Here is a 19,367-nt window from a genome sequence, read left to right on the forward strand (position 1 = left end):
TCACCAAGAATCATCGGCCGCGAGACGGACCGAATCCACCGCAGCCCGGCCCTCAGGCGGTCGGGGCGACCGCCCGCAGCCACTGCTGGGCGAGCAGCGCGTGGCCGAACGGCGTGAGGTGCACCCCGTCGTTGGTCCACACCCGGTCGTCGACGTCGGCGGCCTGGAACAGGTCGTCCACCGCGACCAGCGTCGCATCGTACTCGGCGGCGAGCTTGCGGACCACGTCGACCTTCGGGCCGAGGTCGTCCCGCCAGGCGCGTTTGGCATCGTCGAGCGGGATCACGAAGGGTTCGATCAGGACGATCCGCGCGCCCAGCCGCCGGGTCGCCTCCAGGATGTGCCGGTAGTCGCGGGCGAAGTCGGCGGCGCTGGTCGGGTCGTCCTCGCTGTAGCGTCGCCAGGTGTCGTTGATGCCGATCAGCACCGACACCACCTGCGGGGCGAGGGCCAGGCAGTCGGCCTCCCAGCGGGCGCGCAGGTCACGTACCCGGTCACCGCTGACGCCGCGGTTGACGAAGCTGGCCCGGTGGGCGGGGTGGCGGGCGGTGAACCACGCGCCGGCCATCATGGCGTACCCGGTGCCGAGGTCGTCGCCGACGGACCGGTCCCGTCCGGAGTCGGTGATGCTGTCGCCGATGAAGAGCACGCGGCCGCCGTGCGGCACCTGGACCGTCATCCGTCGTCCCCCTCCCGCTCGACGTCAAGATCATGCCGTACCGGTCCGGGCGGCCGGCGGCCGGGCCCCGGCCGGAACACGACAAAAATCTGGCGTACGGCTGTTGCGTCTCGCCCACCGAGCCCGATCAAGCCATCGTGAACGTGCGGCAAGGGAGACCCGAATAATCCTCCTAAGTCGACCCCGTACGTTGCAATCGGCACACAAAGGGTGGTTGACTGCTGAGCCATGCCAGAGGCGATGATCGCGGACAGGCCGGTAATTTCGTGAAGAGCACTGACATCACCCCGGCCCCGTCGGAGGATCGACGCCGAGCCAACTGGCGGCAACGGACGGCGCGCTGGCTGGACCCGACGATCGCCCAGTGGTCGATAGCACCTTCGGAGGCATCCGAACCTCCGCCTCCGCCCTCCGGGGAGACCTCGCCCGGCCCTTGGCCGGCGATCTGCGAGCAGTTCGCGGTGCGGATCCTCGCGGCGGCGTACCAGATGGGCTCCCACCTGGAGGCGGTCGAGGCCGACGAGCAGGACCCGGACCGGCTGGAGCGGCTCTACCGTATCGACCACGCGAACACCCGGATCCGGCGGCACGCGGAGAACCTTCAGGTCCTGCTGGGCCGCCGGGTCGAGGACGCCGACCCGCAGATCGTCACCCTTTTCGATGTGGTCCGGGCGGCCACCTCGGCCGTCGAGCACTACTCCCGTGTCCGGGTGGGACACGTGGTGGAGCTGGCGGTGGTCGAGTTCGCCGCCGACGACGTGATCCGGGTGCTCACCGAACTGCTGGACAACGCCAGCCGGTTCTCCCCGCCCGCCTCGCCGGTGATCGTCTCCGCGTTCGTCACCGAGGACGGCGGCGTCCTGCTACGGATCGAGGACGCCGGAGTGGGCCTGCGTCCCGACCAGCTCACCCAGCTCAACGCGCTGCTCGACGGCCAGCCGGCCGGCCCGGTGGCCGTCGATCCGACCGCCCACCTCGGGCTCGCCGTCGTGGCGCACCTGGCCGTCGCCCATCAACTGCGGGTCACCCTCACCAACCGCCCCTCCGGCGGCACCACGGCAACCGTGCTGGTCCCCGGCGCGCTGCTCTGCGAGGTCCCGGCCACGCCGGACCCCGAACCCGCGACACCGTCGGCGGCCTGGCCAGCCCGGCCCGTCGGCACCGCAACCAACCGAGGGAGTACGCCGATGGCCGCGCCCCGGGGCAGCACCCACTCACCGACCGTACGCCTGGCCGCGCTCGGCGCCCGGCCCACCGAGCAGCAGACGGCCACCGCGCAGCAGCCGACTACGGAGCAGCAGCAGTCGGTCAGCGGCCTGCCCACCCGCCTACGGCGCAGCAGCCGCGACCGGGCCGCCGCGATGCCACGCCCGCCGGCCGACGCCGGTGCCGGATCCCCGCCCGAGGCATGGCCGGACGAGACGGCCGCGTTCGCCGCTGGTGTCAGCGACGCCCGGACCACCACCGACGAAGGACAAAGATGATGACCCACGGATACTCGGTCAACGGCAACGGCAACGGCCAGGGGCTTCCCGACTGCGCCTGGCTGATCGACCAGTTCGCCGAGGACGTGCCCGGGGTCACCCACGCGGTACTGGTGTCGCTGGACGGTCTGCAACTCGCCGCGTCCCGCGGCGTCGGCCGGGACGTCGGCGACCAGCTCTCCGCGCTGGCCGCGGGCATGTTGAGTATGGCCGACCGTGGCGGCGCCCTGCTGGACCTCGGCGCCTCCGAGTACCTGACCGTCCGGCTGCCCCGCGGGCACATGCTGTTCATGCGGGTCGGCGAGTCGGCCGGCCTGGCGGTGGCCGCCGCCCCCGGCTGCGATCTGCGGGTCGTGTCGTACCGGATGACCCAGTTCGTCAGCGCCGTGTGGCACATCCTCACCCCACAGGTACGCCACGACCTGCATCGGTTGACTGTCGGCCAGCCCCACCGCCCGGACGAAGGAAGCTGACCGTCCCGATGACGTACTGGAAGGTACGGCCGTACGTGCTGACGACCGGCCGGACCCGTACCCGGGCGCCGCTGCTGGTACACACCCTGGTCTCGGTGCCGTACTACGACTCCGTCTTCGCCTCGGGTCTGCTCCCCGAGGCCAGGACGCTGTACGAGCACGCCCGCCGGGCGGCGCGCTCGGTGGCCGAACTCGCCGCGGTCTGCGGGATGTCCCTCGGGGTGACCCGGGTGGTCGTCGACGACCTCGCCGCCATCGACCGACTGCTGATCCACACCGACCAGCACAACGTCGACTTCCGTCTGCTGCAGCGACTGCGCGACGGCCTCCGCGAGCTTGCCTGACCGCGGTCAGGCGGTGACGTGGGCGCTGTCCCCGGCGGTCGCGGCGAACGAGGTGCCGCTGACCATCCGGGCCTGGTCGGAGGCGAGGAACACCACCAGCGGGGCCACGTCGGCCGGCTGCACCCAGGGCACCCCCAGGGGAGTCTTCGCCCGCAGCATCTCCACCGCGGTGCGCTCGTCGGTGCCGGGCTCACCGGACGGCGTCCGCCCACCCTCGACGATCGCCTGCGCGTACCGGTCCTGGTGGCGGGTCAGGGCGGTGTCCACCAGCCCGGGGATCACCGCGTTCACGGTGATCCCGTATCCGCCCAACTCCAGAGCCGCCGACTTGACCAGCCCGAGCAGCCCCCACTTCGACGCGGAGTAGGCCGACCCGTTCCGGGTGCCGTGCTGCCCCTGGCTGGAGGAGGTGACGATGATCCGCCCGCCGCCGCGGCGTACCAGCAGCGGGGCGAAGACCCGCAGCACGTTCGCGGTGCCGGTCAGGTTGACGTCGACCTGGTCGTGCCAGTCCGCGTCGGCCATCTCCAGCAGCGGCTTGAACGCCTGGATCCCGGCGTTGGCGAACACCACGTCGACACCGCCCCGGTCCCGCTCGACCGCCTCGGCCACGGCCCGGACGGCACCGATGTTCCGCTGATCGGCGACGTGCCCGGACCAGCGTCCGCCGGCCGCGGTGACCAGCCGGCCGGTCTCGGCCAGGTCCTCGGGGGTGGCCGGCGAAAAGTCGAGAATCGGGCTGACCGGTCCGGCGACGTCCAGGCCGGCCACGTCCGCGCCGGCCTCGGCCAGCGCCACGGCCGCCGCCCGGCCGATGCCGCGCGCGGCACCCGTGACGACGGCGACCCGTCCGGTCAACGGCCGCGCCGGTGGCGCTGCTGACGGCATCGCTGCCACACCTCCGCTCCATGCCCGGCACCGGGATCCATCGTCACCTGCACCGTAAACCGGGTGGCCCGTCCCTCACCGGGGTTTCGGCCAGCGGGGACGCGTCCCGGTGAGGCCGGCCGACACCACCGCCGCCGCCGGGCAGACTGGGCTCGTGGACAGTCACCGCAAGGATCTGCTCGGGGTGGACGGGCCGGTGGTCGCGGCGCCGATGGCCGGCGGGCCGACCAGCACCGGGCTGGCCGCGGCGGTCGGCGCGGCCGGCGCGTTCGCGTTCCTGGCCGCCGGCTACCGGACTCCGGAGGCGACGGCCGACGACATCGCCGTCGCGCGGGCCACTGGCCGTCCCTTCGGCGTGAACGTCTTCGTGCCCACTCCGGTGCCCGTCGCCGAGGCGGAGTTCCGCCGTTACGCGGCCCGCATCGGCCCCGAGGGCGCACCCTACGGGCTGGACCTGGCGGCAGCCACCCGCGTCGAGGACGACGACCACTGGGCGGCGAAGATCGACCTGCTGGTCCGCGACCCGGTGCCGGTGGTCAGCTTCACCTTCGGCCTCCCGCCGGCCGGCGTGGTGCGGGACCTGCGGCGGGCCGGCAGCCGGGTGCTGGTCACGGTCACCGACCCGGCGGAGTCCGCGGCCGCCGCCGACCTCGGGGTGGACGGGCTGGTCGCGCAGAGCGCGCGGGCCGGCGGCCACTTCGGCACCTTCGCCCCGGACCGCCCGCCGTCCGACCGCCCGCTGCCCGAACTGGTCGGCCTCGTCGCCGGCCGGACCGGGCTGCCCGTCCTCGCCGCCGGTGGCGTGGCCGGCGGGCCGGACGTCCGGGCCGCACTCGCCGCCGGCGCGACCGGCGTCCTGGTCGGCACGCTGCTGCTGCGGGCGGACGAGAGCGGGGCCAGCCGCACCCACCGCGATGCGCTGGCCGACCCCCGCCGGGACCGGACCGTGGTCACCCGGGCGTTCACCGGCCGGCCGGCCCGCGCGCTGCGCAACGACTTCGTCGACCGGCACGGCGCACAGGCCCCGTTGGGCTATCCGGCGCTGCATCACCTGACCCGGCCGCTGCGCACCGCCGCCGCCCGGGCCGATGACGCCGACCGGCTGCACCTCTGGGCCGGCACCGGCTGGCGCGCCGCCCGGGCCGCTCCGGCGGCCGAGATCATCACGGAGCTGACCCGGACGCTCTGACCGACCGGTCGGTCACGTCGGCCAGCCGCTCTCGGCGAGCCGGGCGGCCCGGTCGGCGTGCGGCGGCGGTAGCGCGACCGGCGGTCAGGTGACGTCGCGGCGCAGCGGGACGAGCAGCGCGACCGCCGAGGCCACCAGCGTGTACGCCAGCATCAGCAGGGCGCCGGCCACCGGTGACAGCAGGTGCACCGGCCGGGTGGCGAGCTGCTCCGCCATCGCGTCGACGAGGTAGGTGTAGTTGGTCAGGGCGGCGGTCGCCCCACCGGGCAGGAACGGATAGGCCAGGTTCACCCCGGGGATCATCATCAGCAGCGCCTCGCCCAGGTACAGGTAGCCGACCACCACGGCGAGCGCCGCGATCTGGTTGCGCAGCAGGGCTCCCACGGCGACGCCGAGCAGCAGATAGGCGACCATCGCCAGGCCGATCCGGGCGAGCAGCCCCAGCACGGTGCCGACCGGCATACCGAGCGTGACATCGCGTGCCGCGGCCGCCCCGAACAGGCCGACGGCCGCCGTGCCGGCCAGCACGATGCCGTACGTCAGTCCGGCCACCCCGTACGCGACGAGCTTGGCGGTCAGCACCTGCCAGCGGCGCGGCGCGAACAGGAAGGTCACCGCGATCGTGCGGTGCCGGTACTCGCTGGTGATCGCCACGGTGCCGAGAGCGGCCGGGACGAAGGCGGTGAAGCCCACGATGCCCAGCACCGATCGGACCCCGGCCTCGGTGTCCAGGCCGGGCATCGGTGGGGTGAAGTTCTCCGGGCCGACGAGGGCCAGCGCGCCGAGCAGCCCACCGCCGAGCAGCGCGGCGACCACCAGGGCCACGGCCCACATCCGGGTGGCCAGCAGCCGGCGGAGCTCCGCCCTGATCACATTTCGCATCACGCGTCCGCCTGTCCGGAGGTCGTCGCAGCGCCGGTGAGGCGCAGGAAGAGCTGTTCGAGCCCGGCGGCCTCGGTGCCGAGTTCGTGGATCCGCAGCCGGTGCGCGGCCGCCACCTCGGCGATCCGGGGCGTCGGCATCCCGTACACCCGAAGCTGGTCGACACCGATCACCGCCACCCGGAGCGCGTCGTCGTCGGTGTCCGGACCGGCGGCGCCGGCCGACGCGAGCGCGGCGGCCAGCGCCGCGGCGTCGGGGGTGCGGACCAGCGCCGCCGGCGGGCCGGCCAGGCGTGACCGGGGGCCGGCGGCGACCAGCTCGCCGGCACGGATCACCACGACGTCGTCGGCCAACTGTTCGACCTCGCTGAGTACGTGGCTGGAGACCAGCACCGTGCGCCCGTCCGCGGCCAGGGCGCGCAGCAGGGAACGCAGCCAGGCCATGCCCTCCGGGTCGAGGCCGTTGCTCGGCTCGTCGAGCAGCAGCACGCGCGGGTCGCCGAGCAGCGCGGTGGCCAGGTTCAGCCGCTGCCGCATGCCGGTGGAGAACCCGCCGACCCGGCGGTTGGCCGCCGCGGTCAGGCCGAGCCGGTCCAGCATCTCGGTGACGCGTCGGGCGGGATGCCCGCCCATCGCGGCGTACACCCCGAGGTGGTCGCGGGCGGTGTGGCCGGGGTGGACGGCGGTGGCGTCGAAGAGGGCGCCGACGGTACTGGACGGGCGATTGAGCCGCGCGTACGGCCGGCCGCCGATGGTGGCGTGGCCCGAGGTGGGGGCCACCAGGCCGGTGACCATCCGCATGGTGGTGGTCTTGCCGGCCCCGTTCGGGCCGAGGAACCCGGTGACCCGGCCGGGCTCGACGGTGAAGCTGATGTCGCGGACGGCGGTGACGGCACCGAACCGTTTGGTCAGCCGGGAAACCTCGATGGGCAGGCGCTCTCCGGTCACGGCCGGCCCGCCATCGCGTGCTGGATCGCCTCGACGAGCCGCGGCGCCGCCGGGGCCGACAGCACGATCTCGTCGTACTCGAGGCTTCCGGTCGACCGGTCGAGGACCAGGTGTAGGCCGGGCTCGCCACGGCGGGCCGAGACGAGCTGGCGGGGGCCGGTGAAGACGCCCCAAACACCGATCTTGATGAAGCCGGAGACCACAAGGCCGCTTCGAGCGCCCCGGGCCAGGCGTAGCGGCTGGTCGACGCAGGCCGCCTGTCGTACCGCGGACAGTGGGACGGTCAGCTGGTCACGGCGTAGCCAGATCCGCTCGCTGGAGCTGAACCGGATGTCGAGTTGATCGCCGGTGACGGCCACTACGGCCATGGAAACTCCTTCCGTTGGGCCCGGATCGACGGGCCGGAGGCGGGTGATCAGCTCTGGTCGGCGCCACCGGGCTCGGGTGCGGGGTCGGCGGTGGGCGGCGGCGCGGTGGCGGTGGCGGTGGCGGTGGCGGCGGTGCCGGTGGCGGGTGCCGGATCGACCGGCATCAGGACGGTGGCCAGCAGGCGAGCCACCCGGTCCGGGCCGGGCCGGTTGGCCAGCCGCGGAGCGATCACCCCGGCCAGCTCCGCGGCGAAGTCGGCGAACTCCTCGTCGGAGAGGTGCAGCATCACCTGCTGATAGCCGACACCGTCGGCGACCAGGTCGATCCGGTCCCGGGACAGATACCGGGAGAACTCCGCGAGCAGGCTGGACACGAATGCCGTGAACCACCGCGCGTGGTCCTCGGCGCTGGCGTCGGCGAGGGCCGCCGGGCCGAGGGCCGCGCCGTGGGCGGGCAGCGCGTACACCCGCTCGACGGTGCCGCGCACCTTCCGCTCCTCGGCCACCTCCAGCAGCCCGCCCGCGACGAGCGTCGCCACGTGCCGGTAGAGGGTGGCCTGCGGCACGTCCGGCAAGGCCACGACAAGGTCACGGGTGGTGCGGCGGGCGCCGGCGACCGATCGCAGGATCCGGATCCGCACCGGATGCAGCGCCAGTTCCGCCCAACGGTCGGCCGAAGAGGTCATGGCCAAATATTATCATTCCCGATAATGAGAACGCTAGACCTCACCCTCGCCCCGGAGGGCGGTGCCCAGGGGAGTGATCCACTCCATGTGGCGCAAACGGTGGTCACCGGCGCCGCCGAGACCACCACGTGCCGCACATGGAGCCGATCAAGGCCTGGAATCTCCGGTGATGATGCTCAGATCGACGGACGGTCACCGATGGGTGAGGTCGGGCCGGACAGCCGCTGCAACAGCCAGGCCGGCTCCGGGTTCACCGCCGCCTCGCCGCGCGCCACCACGGTCGGGACCGTCTCGTCGCCCCCGGTGATGGCCCGCACCGCAGCCGCCCCGGCCGGATCACGCCAGATGTCGACCCAGTGCACCTGACCGGCCCGGCCGCCGAGCCGACGCCGCAGCCGCAGGCAGTACCGGCAGCCGGGCCGCCAGTACACGATCGGCCGGCCGTCCCGGGCGCTGCGTTCCTGTGCCTGCGCGGCGGTCAGCGACCTCGGAAACACCAGCGGCGAGAACACGAAGGCCAGCGCTGCGAAGACTAGGAACTCGACGACGGCAACCCAAAGATTTGGCCGGGTGGCCGCCACGAGCACCCCGCATGCCAGCACGATGCCCGCCAACCACCAACTCCGCACGCCGCCGAATGCTACGCCGTCGTCCGTCCCGTCCCCGCCGCGCCAGAACCGATGGTCAGTCCCACCAGAAGGACCAGCAGTTCAGCCAACGCGGATCTGGCGCATCCACCGGGGGGTGACCCCGCGACCGGTCAGGCGGTGGCGTCGGCGAGGAGTTCCAGCAGGTGACGGTACGGCTGGCCGGTCGCCCGGGCCATCCCGATCTCGCAGGTGCGGTTCACCGAGGCGTACCCGTCGAAGGAACGGCGGGCGACGGCGTCGGCCTCGACACGGGTCGCCGAGGCGGTCAGCTCGGGCCGCAGCAGACCACGGTCGCCGGCGAAGCCGCAGCACTGCCAGCCGTCGGGCACCACCACCTCGTCGGCGACCGCCCGGGCCACGGTGAGCAGCGCCTCGTCCAGCCCCAGCCGGGTGGACGAGCAGGTCGGGTGCAAGGCGAGCGAGCCCAACCGGCGCCGGACGGTGAGCCGGGGCAGCAACTCGGTCGCCGCGTACCCGACCGCGTCGACCACCCGCAGCTCACCGACGTCGGCGAGCAGTTTGACGAAGCCCTCGGTGCAGGAGGCGGCGTCGGTGACCACGGGCAGCGTGCCGTCCCGGCTGGCCGCCCGCAACGCCGCCGGCACCCGGTCACGCACCGCCTGGTAGCCGGCGGTGAGACCCTTGGACGACCAGGGCGTGCCGCAGCACATCGTCGCCACCCCGTCGGGCACCAGCAGGCGTACCCCGGCCCGCTCGGCGAGGGTGAGCAGCGCGGCGGCGACGCCCGACCCGCCGTCGACCGGCGCGAACAGCGTGCCCAGACAGGACGGCACGAAGACCGCGTCCGGATCGTCCACCGGGCGCGGGCGACGTACCGCGCCGCCCCGGGGCAGGTCCCGGCGCCACTGCGGCACCCGCCCGGCGCCGAGCACCGCCCGAGCCGCTCGGGTGCCGGCCTCCGGCAGGGCCGGCGGCAGCGCCCCGGCCAGGTTCAGCCCGGTTGCCATGGCCCGGGTGGCCGCGCCCCACCGGTTGGCCGCACCGCGCCAGCCGGTCTGCGCGACACGGCCGGTGCCCTCGGTACGCAGCCGCTTCACCAGGTCACCCGTGTTGATCAGCACCGGGCAGGCGGTGGCGCACATGCCATCGACCGCGCAGGTGTCCACCGCGTCGTACCCGTACGCGGCTGTCAGCTCCCGGACGAGCGCCTCGTCACCGGCGGCGCGGGCGGCGGCGATCTCCCGGCGCAGCACGATTCGCTGGCGGGGTGTGGTGGTCAGGTCGCGGCTGGGACAGACCGGCTCGCAGTAGCCGCACTCGACGCAGCGGTCCACCTCGGGTTCGACCGTGGGCACCGTCTTCAGATGCCGCAGGTGGATCTCGGGATCGTCGCTGAGCAGCACCCCGGGATTGAGCACACCATCGGGGTCGCAGAGGGTCTTCACCTCGCGCATCACCGCGTACAGCTCGTCGCCGAACTGGCGGCGCACGTACGGGGCCATCACCCGGCCGGTGCCGTGCTCGGCCTTGAGCGTGCCGCCGTGGCCGAGCACCAGGTCGACCATCTCCTCGGTGAACTCGGCGTAGCGCGCCGGGGCCACGCCGCCCGAGAACCGCTCGTTGAGCAGGAAATGCAGGTTGCCGTCCTTGGCGTGGCCGAAGATCACGCTCTGCTCGTACCGGTGCCCGGCGAACAGCTCGGCGAGCGCGGCGCAGGTGTCGGCGAGCGCCTCCACCGGGACGGCGATGTCCTCCAGCAGCGCGGTGGTGCCCGACGGGCGGGCACCGGCGACGGCCGCGTACAGGCCCTTGCGGATGTGCCACAGCGCGGCGCGGGCTGCCGCCTCGCCGCTGAGCCGGGCCGGGGCGGTCAGCGGCAGCCCGGCCAGCACCGGCCGCGCCGCCGCCACCCGCTCGGCGAGCGTGTCCGGGTCGGACTCCTGCCACTCCACCAGCAGCGCCGCGTGCTCGCGTACCGCGAGGGCGCGCAGCGCGGCGTCCGCCTTCGGGTCGGCCTGGGCGACCCGCAGCGCGGCGGCGTCGAGCAGCTCGATCGCCGCCGGCCCGGCGGCCACCAGCGCCGGCATGGCCGCCATCGCCGCGCCCAGGGTGTCGAAGACCAGCAGTCCAGTCGCGGCGTGCCGGTGCGCCGGTACGGTGTGGAAGGTCGCCGCCGCCACGAAGGCGAGCGTGCCCTCGCTGCCCACCACGAGCCGGGTGAGCAGCTCCGCGGGCGCGTCGTGGTCGAGGAACGCGTTCACCCCGTACCCCATGGTGTTCTTCATCGCGTACTGGGCGCGGATCCGGCGCACCGAGTCGGGGTTGCCACGGACCCGGTCGCGCAGCCGCAGCAGACCGGCGTGCAGCTGCGGCTCGGTGGCTCGCAGCCGGTCGTCGGCGTCCGGTGCACCGGTGTCCAGCACGGTGCCGCTGGGCAGCACCAGCAGCAGCGACTCCAACGTCCGGTAGGTGTTGAACTCGGTGCCGCAGGTCATGCCGCTGGAGTTGTTGGCCACCACGCCGCCGACCGTGCAGGCGGATTCGCTGGCCGGGTCGGGGCCGAGCCGCCGGCCGTACGGGGCGAGCCGGTTGTTCACCTGCCGCAGCACCACCCCCGGCTGCACCCGGACCCGGCGACCCTCGTCGAGGACGGCCAGGTCACGGAAGTGCCGGCGGGCGTCGACCAGCAACCGGTCGGTGACCGCCTGACCGCTGAGGCTGGTGCCGCCGGACCGGAAGGTCAGCGGGGTGTCGGTGCGGCGGCTGTGCCGCAGCAGCGCCGCGACCTGCTCCGCGTCGGCCGGGGCGACCACCGCGGCGGGATGCAGCAGGTAGTGGGAGGCGTCGTGGGCGAGTCCCAGCCGGTCCGCGGCCCGGGTGCGTACCCCGCCCGGGACCGCCGCCTCCAGTCCGGCCAGCGCGGCCCCGCTCAGCTCCGACCCCATCGGCGCACCTCCCCCGCCACACCCTAACCAGCGGCCGTCGGGTCAGGCACTGGCGCCGGAGTACGAGCGCAGCGAACGCCGCCAGGCCACCGTGGCCACGACCACCGCGCCGACCGCCACCCCCGGGGCGATCAGCAGCAGGTACGGGTCGAGCCGACCCAGCAACGCCTCGGCCGGGTACGTGGTCAGGAACGCCACCGGCACGATGGTCAGCAGCGCCTGTGCGGGGTTGCGGTACAGATCCACCGGGAAGCGGGACAGTTCGACGAACGCAAAGGAGACCCGGCCGAGTTCCTCGGCGCCCACCAGCACCACCGCGAGCGCCATCAGCGCCACCGTCAGGGCGTACGTCAGCAGCATCGCGCAGGCCAGCAGCAGCAGGAACGCGGCCAGCGCGCCCACTGACACGCCCCGGCCGGTTTGGACGACGCCGACGGTGGCCAGGGCCAGACCCAGCACCGGGTCGAGCAGGTTGTTGACCCGCACCTGCCGCAGGCTCACCAGCAGCTGCGCGTCGAACGGCTTGGTGAGCAGGAAGTCGAGCGTGCCCTGCCGCACGTAGTCGGTCATCCGCTCCAGATTCGGTTGCAGCAGCGCCTGACGTAGGCCGTTGAGCGCGAAGAACAGGCCGATGACGACGAGCACCTCGGCATGGGCCCAGCCGGCCACCGAGCCGGTGAAGCGGAAGTAGACCGACGCGCCGAGGGCCGCCCAGACCAGCCAGAAGGCGCTGAGCGCGATGTTGGAGAGAAAGTTGAAGCGGTACTCCACCTCAGTGGCCACCGCTGCCCGCCAGCAGATGCCCAGGATCCGCGCGTGCCGGGTCCAGCGGCTCATCCGGCCACCGCCTGGTAGCGGCGCACGCCGTACCGCCAGCCGATCAGGTACAGCAGCGCGAACGCGGCAAGCCAGCCGAGCCCGACCGCGAACCCGTACGCGGTCTGACGGGCGTCGAGGCGGCCCATCAGAAGCTCCACCGGGAAGCCCATCGCGGTACGGAACGGCAGCACCAGCGCGGCCGTACGCAGCCAGTCCGGCATCAGCGCCAGCGGCGCGACCCAGCCCGAGGCGAACGAGCCCAGGCCCCACCACAGCAACCACACGTTGGACGTCTGGGTACTCCAGAACCCGATCAGGGCGAACGTCGACGCCATCAGCAGGCTGAGCGCGTACGCCAGCACCAGCGCGGCGGCGACGGCAACGAGCCTGACGGGGTCGGCCGAATAACCCAGGCCCGGCACGAGCAGCGCGGCGAGCGCCAGGGCGGGCGCCAGCACCGTGAGGAACACCAACCGGTGGCCGAGGTCGCTCGCGGCGTACTGGTGGAAGGGGTGCACCGGGCGCAGCAGCCGCGCGGACAGGTCGCCGCTACGCATGTCCGCGTCCCACTGCCACACCACGCGGTCACCCGCAAGGTTCCACAGCAGCGTCGCCGCCGCGTAGTAGGACAGGAAGTCGCCGGTGGTCCAGCCCGCCGGCGGGCCGCCCTCGGCGACGACGGTGAGCCACACCGCCATCGTCAGCAGCGGGAAGAAGCTGGTGGCCAACGACAGCACGACCCGGCCCCGGTAGGTCGCCGCCACCAGCGTCGCGCTGCGCACCAGCGAGGGGTACGCGGTGAGCACGTCACGCATGGGCGAAGACCGCCCGGATGATGTCCTCCACCGGCGGGTCCTCGATCGCGACATCCTCGACCGGCAGGGTGGCCAGCAGCCGGGCCGCGACCGTGGCCGTCTCGGCGCGCGGCACCTTCAGGGTGACCACGGCACCGTCGACCGACGACACCTCACCGAGGCCCACCCAGGTTTCCGCCGGTGCGGGCTGACGCAGGGTGACCCGGACGAGCCGGTACGGCGAGTTGGCCTCGACCAGCGCGGCAAGATCCCCGTCGAAGCGCAGCGCGCCGTGGTCGATGACCAGCACCCGGCGGGCCAACGCGGTCACGTCACCCATGTAGTGACTGGTCAGCAGGACGGTGGCGCCGTACCGGGCGTTGTAGTCGGCAAGGAACGTCCGCACCGCCGCCTGGCCGTTGACGTCCAGCCCGAGCGTCGGCTCGTCGAGGAAGAGCACGTCCGGTCGGTGCAGCAGCGCGCCGGCCAGTTCGCAGCGCATCCGCTCGCCGAGACTCAGCACCCGGACCTGCTTGTTCAGCAGCGGCTCAAGGTCGAGCAGGGCGACCAGCTCGTCGAGCGCCGACCGGTACGGGCCCTCGGCGAGGCCGTAGATCGCCCGGTTGACCTCGAAGGCGTCGGCGGCGGGCAGGTCCCAGAACAGGGCGTTGCGCTGGCCCATGACCAGCGAGATCCGGCGCAGGAACGCGGCTTCCCGGCGATGCGGGGTGTGCCCGAGCACCCGTACGGTGCCGGCGGTGGGGTGCAGCAGGCCGGTCAGGCACTTCAGGGTGGTGGTCTTGCCGGCGCCGTTCGGGCCGAGGAAACCGACGACCTCGCCGGTGGGAATGGTGAAGCTGACCCGCTCGACCGCGCGGACGGTGACGTGCTCGCGCCGGAACAGGGAGCGGAGCGAGGCACCCAACCCGGGTGGTCGACGGTGTACCCGGAAGTGCTTCGCCAGATCGCGCACCTCGATCATCGCCTGACCCTAACGGCCGCGTGCCCGGGAGCGACATCGGTTTTCGGCCCCGCGCCCGGGCGGGCCGGCCCGGGTCAGCCGTTCTTGCGGCCCACCGCGCAGTACTCGGAGGTGGGGGTGGTGTCGTTGCCGTCCGGACGCCACTGGGAACAGGTGAGCAGGCCCGGTTCGAGGAGTTCGAGCCCCTCGAAGTACCGGCCGATCTCCGCCGGGGTCCGGACGGCCATCTGCGCGGCGCCACCGTCGTTCCACATCGCCAGTGCCCGGTCGACCGCCTCCGGGTTGACCTCCCGGGTCGGGTGCGACAGGACCAGGTAGCTGCCGGCCGGCACCGCGTCGACGAGCCGTCGAACGATGTGGATCGCTTCCTCGTCGTCGACGACGAAGTTGACGATGCCGAGCAGCATGACGGCGACCGGCTGGTCGAAGTCCAGCGTCCGGCGGGCCTCGGCCAGGATCAGCTCGGGGTCGCGCAGGTCGGCGTCGATGTAGTCGGTGATGCCCTCCGGGCTGCTGGTGAGCAGGGCCCGGGCGTGCACCAGCACCATCGGGTCGTTGTCGACGTAGACGATGCGCGACTCCGGCGCGACGGCCTGGGCGACCTGGTGGGTGTTGTTCGCCGTCGGCAGTCCGGTGCCGATGTCGAGGAACTGCCGGACGCCGGCCTCTCCGGCGAGGTGACGGACCGCCCGGCCGAGGAACTCCCGGTTGAACCGGGCCGACTGGACCAGCTCCGGCAGGAACGCGAGGACCTGCTCGGCGGCCTCCCGGTCGGCGGCGAAGTTGTCCTTGCCACCGAGGAGGTAGTTCCACAGGCGGGCCGAGTGCGGGACGCTGGTGTCCAGCGCGTCGGCGCGCGGGGCGGTCGAGGGCTTCTGCGTCACCGACGCTCCTTTGTAGCTGGTCGTTCCGGACAGCTTAGATCAAGCGGCAGTCCGGGGATACCGGACCTGATCGACTCCGTATGCGGCAAAGGGTGGTCTCGCGGCCGGCCGTGACCACAACATGCCGCACCCAGAGTTGATCAAGAGCGTTCAGCTCTGCCGCAGGGCGGGCATCGGCACCGGGACGGCCAGCGCGGTCGCCCCGGCGCCGGCGCCGCGCTCACAGGTGTTCGGCGGTGCGGTGCCAATGCCCTTGGTGGCGGGGCGTTCGGCGGCCCAGAACATGAAACCGAGCATGCCGGCGGTGCTGCCCGCACCGTTGGGGGCGACGCTCTGCGCGTACGGGGCGGCGGCCCGCTGCACCGAGGTGGCGTAGTCGACGCACTCCGGCAGCGGCTTGCCGCCGTGCGCGAGGTAGCTGCCACCGGTGAACTTCGCCGGGGCGAGCGGCGGCACCGGCGGGGCGTACTGCGGCTTCCCGTCGACGTGTTCCTGCCAGCTCGCCTGGGAGGTGCTGGCGGAGGCGGGCTTGGCGGCCACCATCGCGTTGGCGTAGTCGAGGACCGGGGTGTCGGTACGCAGCCAGTCGGCGGTGGCCTTGCGGTTGAGTGCGATGAGGTAGCGGTCGCCGGCGGCGACGTCGATGGTGAGCCGGGCCTGGGGTCGGGCGCCGGTGGCGTCGTACGGGTGGACCGTCCGGTAGGCGTCGATGAAGGACTGCAGGCCGGCGAGGTTCGGGTTGGTGTTCTGCTCGTAGTCGATCTCGATGCCGACGCCGAGGCGGGTGGCGACGGCGGCGGCCCGCTGGCCGAGCAGGGTGGGGTTCTCGGCGAGGGCGGTGTCCCAGGCGCCGGTGTAGGTGATGCCGCCGATCGAGAGCATGACCCGCACGCCGCGGGAGGTGAACCAGCCGACGATCTCGGGGGTCATGCCGCGCGGCACGCCGTCGAGGGTGGTGGCGTTGGTGGTCTGGCGCAGCAGGTCGAGCGGGTTGACGAAGCTGAGCACCACGAGGTTGACGGCGGGGCGGCCGTCTCCCCGGTCGATCATCCAGTGGTTCTGGCTGTCGAACTCGGCCACGGTGCGGGCCGCGCCCCAGGTGCAGTAGTCGTTTCCACAGTGCCATGCGCCGTAGATCTGGATCGGGGTGGCCGCGAGGGGCGCGGGGGCCGACCGGGGCGGCGCGGCGGCCGCCGGAGTGGCGGTGGTGAGGGTGAGCAGGAGCGCGGCCAGCGGTACCAAGCGTCGCATGGGAGCCTCCCCGACTAATCAGTACGCCTTGTTTACAGTAGAGCGTCGAGCCTCGTCAATGCGCTCGAGCGATCTCGTCGAGCACCCGACGCTGGAAGGCCCGCGCCTCGGCGCCACCCGGCGGCGGGCCACCCCGACGGGCCTCGATCGCCCGCCCGATCAGGTCGGCGCCCTCGCCGCGCTCGGCGATCCGCCGTCCGGCATCCGCCTTGGCCAGCCACACCCCGTCCCGGAAACGCACCAGGGAACGGCACGCGCCGAGCACGGCGTCCTCCGCGCCGGGCGCTGGGCGGTCGCCGTCGGGCGTCGGCAGCGCCAGCCACCAGGACAACGCCGCGACCAGCAGCCGGCGGAGGTCGTCCGGGGCCGGATCGGCGAAGACATCGGCGGCGGGCGGACCGAGCAGGGCCAGCCCGGACTGGCGCAGGATGCTGCGGTCGAGGGCGTACCAGAACCGCCCATCGGCCTCCGGTCGTTCGTCCGGGTCGTACGCGGCGCGGAACGGCATGGTCGCGCCGGTGTTGAGTTCGACCTCGAAGCCCGGCGCCGGGGTGCCGGAGGCCGCCACGTCCCGTCGGTAGACGACGAGTTCCAGGCCGCGCGCCGGGCAGGGCAACGCCTCGTGCCGCAGCCGGTCCACCAGGGCCCGCTTGGCCGCGTCGCCCACCGGCCGGGCCACCACCAGGGCCACGTCCATGTCGCTGCGTCCCGCCTGGTACGCGCCGAGCCCCACCGACCCGGCCGCGTACGCCCCGACCAGGTTCTCGCCGAGGACCGACCGGGCCCGGTCGACCAGTTCGGCCAGATACCCGCGTACGTCGTCGTCCATGCCCGGCATCCTGCCCGGTCAGACCGGCGGCGGCCCGGGCGGCCCGGTGCGGTCCGTCGGGTCGGGACAGCAGACGGTCGACACGCCCGTCAACGGAGCGGGTGTCGTCGAAGGCGGGAAGGGTACCCGCTACCGGCCGGGCCCGACTCGCCCGATTTCGATCAGCCGCAGGCTGTGATCGAGCGACCGCTTTCGGTAGAGTACGGGCGTTGATCGGCGGTATTGGCCGCCGGCCGGAGGGACCCGGGATGACTCGACGAGGCGGGCGACTGACTCGGGTCTTGCTGCGCCTCGGCCTCCTGCTCGGCGGGGTGCTCGCGGCATGGGCCGGTCATGAGGTCGCCGCCGCCGACGCCGCGTACGCCGCCGACCGGCCACCCGTCATCGGGGCCACCCTCGACCTGGTCAGCGGCGTTCTCCGCCCGGCCCTCGGCACGGCCCCGCACGCCGCGGCCCACGGGCCGGCCATCGACGCGGCCGCCCGCCGCACCGCACCGCTCCCACCGCCGGTCAGGACCGTCGTCCCGCCGAAGCGGGCGGCGCCACGGCCGCCCGTCCGCCCCGCCGGGCCCACCCAAAGGCGACTCCGGCCACCGCCGGCCACGCCCACGACGGCGCCGGCCCGAGCTCGGGTGACGAGACCGGCCGACCGGGTCACCACCCCGCCACGGACCGACCGGCCCCGCGACACGATCCGCCCGGCGCCCGCCCGGGCGCCCACCCCGAAGGCCGGCCTGCCGAGCCGCGTCACCGAGCCGGTCCGCACCGGGATACTCGCCCCCGTCGCCAACGCCTTGAAGCACGTCACCGGGCCGCGACGCACGGGGATACTCCCTCCGGTGGCCAGGGCGCTGCGCCCGGTCATCGGGCCGCTCGCACCGGTCCTGGAGCCGGTGCTCGAGCCGCTCCTCCCGGTGCTGACCCCGCTGGAACCGGTGACCGACCCGCCGGACCCGGCCACCGACCCGCCGGATGAGGCACCACCACCGGCCACGGGCGGTCCGAGGCCCGGCCCGATCGACCCGATTCCCCCGCCGGCCACCACCGCCGTCTCCCCGACCACCACCGGTCCGGCGGCGGCCATCCCTGGATGCGCCGAATTCGTCCCGAACACGCCGGCCGCCCGGTCCCCGTCGAAACGGCTCGAGCCGGAGGGGCCACACCCGCTCCGGTCGGATGCCGACTCCACGCCGGCCCAGCACATCCCCGGCAGCAGCAAGGTCGACCTGTCCGGCGGCGGGCACGGCACCCCCGCCGACGCCTCCGCCGAACCTTGGGCATCACCCGTCCTGCCCGCGCGCCGGTGCCACCCACCGGACGGCGAGGCGCTCCGGTCCCGCTCGCCCCGTCCGGACACTCGGCCCGCCTGACCGGCGCGCTGCTCTGTGCCGTCCGCAACGGCGCGGGCGGCCCCGCGTACCTCCGACCGAGCTGGCGGCCCGTGATGGCGCGCCCTACCACGCGATCCGCGCCGGCGACCTTCAGACGTAACCGATCACGATGGTGACCAGGAGTTACCCATGAGCGTGAGCATGCCCGTCGTCCGGGCCCGGTGGCGCGACATCGGCTGGATCGCCGATCTCGTCACCGATTCCCTGAACCCCACCGCACTTGGCGCCTGGCTCGTCCCCGATGAGCGGCGTCGACCATCCGTGCTCGCCGCCGTGGCGCGGATCTGGACCGAACACGCGCTGCTCTTCGGCGACGCGTTCCTGCTCCAGGACGGCTCGGCGGCGACCGTCTGGTTTCACCGTTACCGGCCGATCCCGCCGCCCGCGCGGTACGCCGACCGGCTCGCCGATGCCTGCGGCGAGCACCAGGAACGGTTCAAAGTCTTCGACCGGGTCCTCTCGGCGCGGCGTCCCACCGAGGCACACAACCATCTCGCGCTGCTGGCCGCGCCGGGGCAGGCTCCGGCACGGCGGTCGGCCGCCCTCCTCGCCGGGGCGCAGCGCTGGATGGACACGTTGGGGCTGCCGACGTACGCGGAGGCGTTCACCGAGAGCGACCGGGACCTGCTTCGTCGGTACGGCTACGCCGACCGGGACACCTTCCCGGTGCCGGGCGGCACCACCACGCACCCGATGTGGCGGCTGTCGCCGTTCTGGGGCGGCCGCCCGGGTGGCAACGCCCGCTGGCCGACCTGTCGCCCGCCTGCCCTGACGCGTAACGGCCGGGTGAACAGCTGGGCCTTGCGCTGAGGCGAGCCGACCGGGGCGACGCTTCGTGCGGGGCCCCGGTCGGCCTGCCGCGGGATGGGTCACGAGCGTGCCATCGTTGCTGTTCAAGCGCAGAATCGATCGGCAGGGGCC

20 protein-coding genes are annotated in these 19,367 nt (G+C 73.6%); 6 read left to right on the forward strand and 14 right to left on the reverse strand.

From position 1 onward, the window contains the following. Positions 1–52 precede the first annotated feature (52 nt). A complete protein-coding gene (locus tag ACIRG9_RS13710) occupies positions 53–679 on the reverse strand; it encodes an SGNH/GDSL hydrolase family protein (RefSeq protein ID WP_402854716.1) in 627 nt (208 codons plus the stop codon). A gap of 461 nt (positions 680–1,140) precedes the next feature. Between ACIRG9_RS13710 and ACIRG9_RS13715 the strand changes: the two genes are divergently transcribed. From ACIRG9_RS13715 to ACIRG9_RS13725, 3 genes are read left to right on the forward strand one after another with little or no spacing between them, the layout of a single operon-like run. Next, positions 1,141–2,163 (forward strand): ATP-binding protein, encoded by a 1,023-nt coding sequence (locus ACIRG9_RS13715; RefSeq protein ID WP_402854718.1) that lies wholly within the window; start codon positions 1,141–1,143, stop codon positions 2,161–2,163. After that, a complete protein-coding gene (locus ACIRG9_RS13720) occupies positions 2,163–2,636 on the forward strand; it encodes a roadblock/LC7 domain-containing protein (RefSeq protein WP_402854720.1) in 474 nt (157 codons plus the stop codon). Before ACIRG9_RS13715 ends, ACIRG9_RS13720 begins: the two co-directional genes overlap by 1 nt. An 8-nt stretch (positions 2,637–2,644) precedes the next feature. Then, positions 2,645–2,980, forward strand: a complete 336-nt coding sequence (locus ACIRG9_RS13725) for a DUF742 domain-containing protein (RefSeq protein ID WP_402854722.1) — start codon at positions 2,645–2,647, stop codon at positions 2,978–2,980. A 6-nt stretch (positions 2,981–2,986) separates the two neighbouring features. Here the strand turns inward: ACIRG9_RS13725 and ACIRG9_RS13730 are convergent, their stop codons facing one another. Next, positions 2,987–3,868, reverse strand: a complete 882-nt coding sequence (locus tag ACIRG9_RS13730) for an SDR family NAD(P)-dependent oxidoreductase (RefSeq protein ID WP_402854724.1) — start codon at positions 3,866–3,868, stop codon at positions 2,987–2,989. 154 nt (positions 3,869–4,022) lie between these two features. On the opposite strand from ACIRG9_RS13730, the gene ACIRG9_RS13735 reads away from it, so the two are divergent. After that, the gene (locus ACIRG9_RS13735; RefSeq protein ID WP_402854726.1) at positions 4,023–5,057 is read left to right on the forward strand and encodes an NAD(P)H-dependent flavin oxidoreductase; all 1,035 of its coding nucleotides are present in this window, start codon (positions 4,023–4,025) and stop codon (positions 5,055–5,057) included. 84 nt (positions 5,058–5,141) lie between these two features. Here the strand turns inward: ACIRG9_RS13735 and ACIRG9_RS13740 are convergent, their stop codons facing one another. The 12 genes from ACIRG9_RS13740 to ACIRG9_RS13795 form a co-directional block, all read right to left on the reverse strand. After that, a complete protein-coding gene (locus tag ACIRG9_RS13740; protein ID WP_402854728.1) occupies positions 5,142–5,939 on the reverse strand; it encodes an ABC transporter permease in 798 nt (265 codons plus the stop codon). Continuing rightward, a complete protein-coding gene (locus ACIRG9_RS13745) occupies positions 5,939–6,886 on the reverse strand; it encodes an ABC transporter ATP-binding protein (RefSeq protein WP_402854729.1) in 948 nt (315 codons plus the stop codon). The genes ACIRG9_RS13740 and ACIRG9_RS13745 overlap by 1 nt, the downstream gene beginning before the upstream one ends. Further along, positions 6,883–7,254, reverse strand: coding sequence for a hypothetical protein (locus ACIRG9_RS13750; RefSeq protein WP_402854731.1), 372 nt, complete (start codon positions 7,252–7,254; stop codon positions 6,883–6,885). Before ACIRG9_RS13750 ends, ACIRG9_RS13745 begins: the two co-directional genes overlap by 4 nt. 47 nt (positions 7,255–7,301) lie before the next feature. Then, positions 7,302–7,940 carry a helix-turn-helix domain-containing protein gene (locus tag ACIRG9_RS13755; RefSeq protein WP_402854733.1) on the reverse strand — a complete coding sequence of 213 codons (639 nt, stop codon included), beginning with the start codon at positions 7,938–7,940 and terminating at the stop codon, positions 7,302–7,304. Positions 7,941–8,116: 176 nt separating this feature from the next. Further along, on the reverse strand, positions 8,117–8,569 hold the full coding sequence (locus ACIRG9_RS13760; protein WP_402854735.1) for a glutaredoxin domain-containing protein: 453 nt from the start codon (positions 8,567–8,569) through the stop codon (positions 8,117–8,119). Between the two features lie 131 nt (positions 8,570–8,700). Further along, positions 8,701–11,496 (reverse strand): FAD-binding and (Fe-S)-binding domain-containing protein, encoded by a 2,796-nt coding sequence (locus tag ACIRG9_RS13765; RefSeq protein WP_402854737.1) that lies wholly within the window; start codon positions 11,494–11,496, stop codon positions 8,701–8,703. A gap of 42 nt (positions 11,497–11,538) precedes the next feature. Continuing rightward, on the reverse strand, positions 11,539–12,333 hold the full coding sequence (locus ACIRG9_RS13770; RefSeq protein ID WP_402854739.1) for an ABC transporter permease: 795 nt from the start codon (positions 12,331–12,333) through the stop codon (positions 11,539–11,541). Continuing rightward, complete coding sequence (locus ACIRG9_RS13775) at positions 12,330–13,130, reverse strand: ABC transporter permease (protein ID WP_402854741.1); 801 nt, start codon at positions 13,128–13,130, stop codon at positions 12,330–12,332. The genes ACIRG9_RS13770 and ACIRG9_RS13775 overlap by 4 nt, the downstream gene beginning before the upstream one ends. After that, the gene (locus ACIRG9_RS13780) at positions 13,123–14,091 is read right to left on the reverse strand and encodes an ATP-binding cassette domain-containing protein (protein WP_402854743.1); all 969 of its coding nucleotides are present in this window, start codon (positions 14,089–14,091) and stop codon (positions 13,123–13,125) included. Before ACIRG9_RS13780 ends, ACIRG9_RS13775 begins: the two co-directional genes overlap by 8 nt. Positions 14,092–14,165: 74 nt before the next feature. Further along, entirely contained in the window at positions 14,166–14,975 is an 810-nt protein-coding gene (locus ACIRG9_RS13785; RefSeq protein WP_402854745.1) for an SAM-dependent methyltransferase, read from the reverse strand. 150 nt (positions 14,976–15,125) lie between these two features. After that, complete coding sequence (locus tag ACIRG9_RS13790; RefSeq protein WP_402854747.1) at positions 15,126–16,226, reverse strand: hypothetical protein; 1,101 nt, start codon at positions 16,224–16,226, stop codon at positions 15,126–15,128. 55 nt (positions 16,227–16,281) lie between these two features. Then, entirely contained in the window at positions 16,282–17,055 is a 774-nt protein-coding gene (locus ACIRG9_RS13795) for a nucleotidyltransferase domain-containing protein (protein ID WP_402854749.1), read from the reverse strand. A gap of 281 nt (positions 17,056–17,336) precedes the next feature. Between ACIRG9_RS13795 and ACIRG9_RS13800 the strand changes: the two genes are divergently transcribed. Beyond that, the gene (locus ACIRG9_RS13800) at positions 17,337–18,425 is read left to right on the forward strand and encodes a hypothetical protein (protein ID WP_402854751.1); all 1,089 of its coding nucleotides are present in this window, start codon (positions 17,337–17,339) and stop codon (positions 18,423–18,425) included. A gap of 150 nt (positions 18,426–18,575) precedes the next feature. After that, positions 18,576–19,256, forward strand: coding sequence for a hypothetical protein (locus ACIRG9_RS13805; protein WP_402854753.1), 681 nt, complete (start codon positions 18,576–18,578; stop codon positions 19,254–19,256). The last annotated feature ends 111 nt before the right edge of the window (positions 19,257–19,367 follow it).

The organism is Micromonospora sp. NPDC093277 (assembly GCF_044765245.1).
In the GTDB taxonomy this organism is placed as follows: Bacteria; Actinomycetota; Actinomycetes; order Mycobacteriales; family Micromonosporaceae; genus Micromonospora.

Excerpts from the sequence above, each read along its gene's own strand:
- ACIRG9_RS13795 (WP_402854749.1), bottom strand. The coding sequence starts at position 17,055 with ATGGACGACGACGTACGCGGGTATCTGGCCGAACTGGTCGACCGGGCC.
- ACIRG9_RS13720 (WP_402854720.1), top strand. The coding sequence starts at position 2,163 with ATGACCCACGGATACTCGGTCAACGGCAACGGCAACGGCCAGGGGCTT.
- ACIRG9_RS13775 (WP_402854741.1), bottom strand. The coding sequence starts at position 13,130 with ATGCGTGACGTGCTCACCGCGTACCCCTCGCTGGTGCGCAGCGCGACG.
- ACIRG9_RS13730 (WP_402854724.1), bottom strand. The coding sequence starts at position 3,868 with ATGCCGTCAGCAGCGCCACCGGCGCGGCCGTTGACCGGACGGGTCGCC.
- ACIRG9_RS13710 (WP_402854716.1), bottom strand. The coding sequence starts at position 679 with ATGACGGTCCAGGTGCCGCACGGCGGCCGCGTGCTCTTCATCGGCGAC.
- ACIRG9_RS13740 (WP_402854728.1), bottom strand. The coding sequence starts at position 5,939 with ATGCGAAATGTGATCAGGGCGGAGCTCCGCCGGCTGCTGGCCACCCGG.
- ACIRG9_RS13770 (WP_402854739.1), bottom strand. The coding sequence starts at position 12,333 with ATGAGCCGCTGGACCCGGCACGCGCGGATCCTGGGCATCTGCTGGCGG.
- ACIRG9_RS13805 (WP_402854753.1), top strand. The coding sequence starts at position 18,576 with ATGAGCGTGAGCATGCCCGTCGTCCGGGCCCGGTGGCGCGACATCGGC.
- ACIRG9_RS13780 (WP_402854743.1), bottom strand. The coding sequence starts at position 14,091 with ATGATCGAGGTGCGCGATCTGGCGAAGCACTTCCGGGTACACCGTCGA.
- ACIRG9_RS13765 (WP_402854737.1), bottom strand. The coding sequence starts at position 11,496 with ATGGGGTCGGAGCTGAGCGGGGCCGCGCTGGCCGGACTGGAGGCGGCG.
- ACIRG9_RS13790 (WP_402854747.1), bottom strand. The coding sequence starts at position 16,226 with ATGCGACGCTTGGTACCGCTGGCCGCGCTCCTGCTCACCCTCACCACC.
- ACIRG9_RS13755 (WP_402854733.1), bottom strand. The coding sequence starts at position 7,940 with ATGACCTCTTCGGCCGACCGTTGGGCGGAACTGGCGCTGCATCCGGTG.
- ACIRG9_RS13725 (WP_402854722.1), top strand. The coding sequence starts at position 2,645 with ATGACGTACTGGAAGGTACGGCCGTACGTGCTGACGACCGGCCGGACC.
- ACIRG9_RS13750 (WP_402854731.1), bottom strand. The coding sequence starts at position 7,254 with ATGGCCGTAGTGGCCGTCACCGGCGATCAACTCGACATCCGGTTCAGC.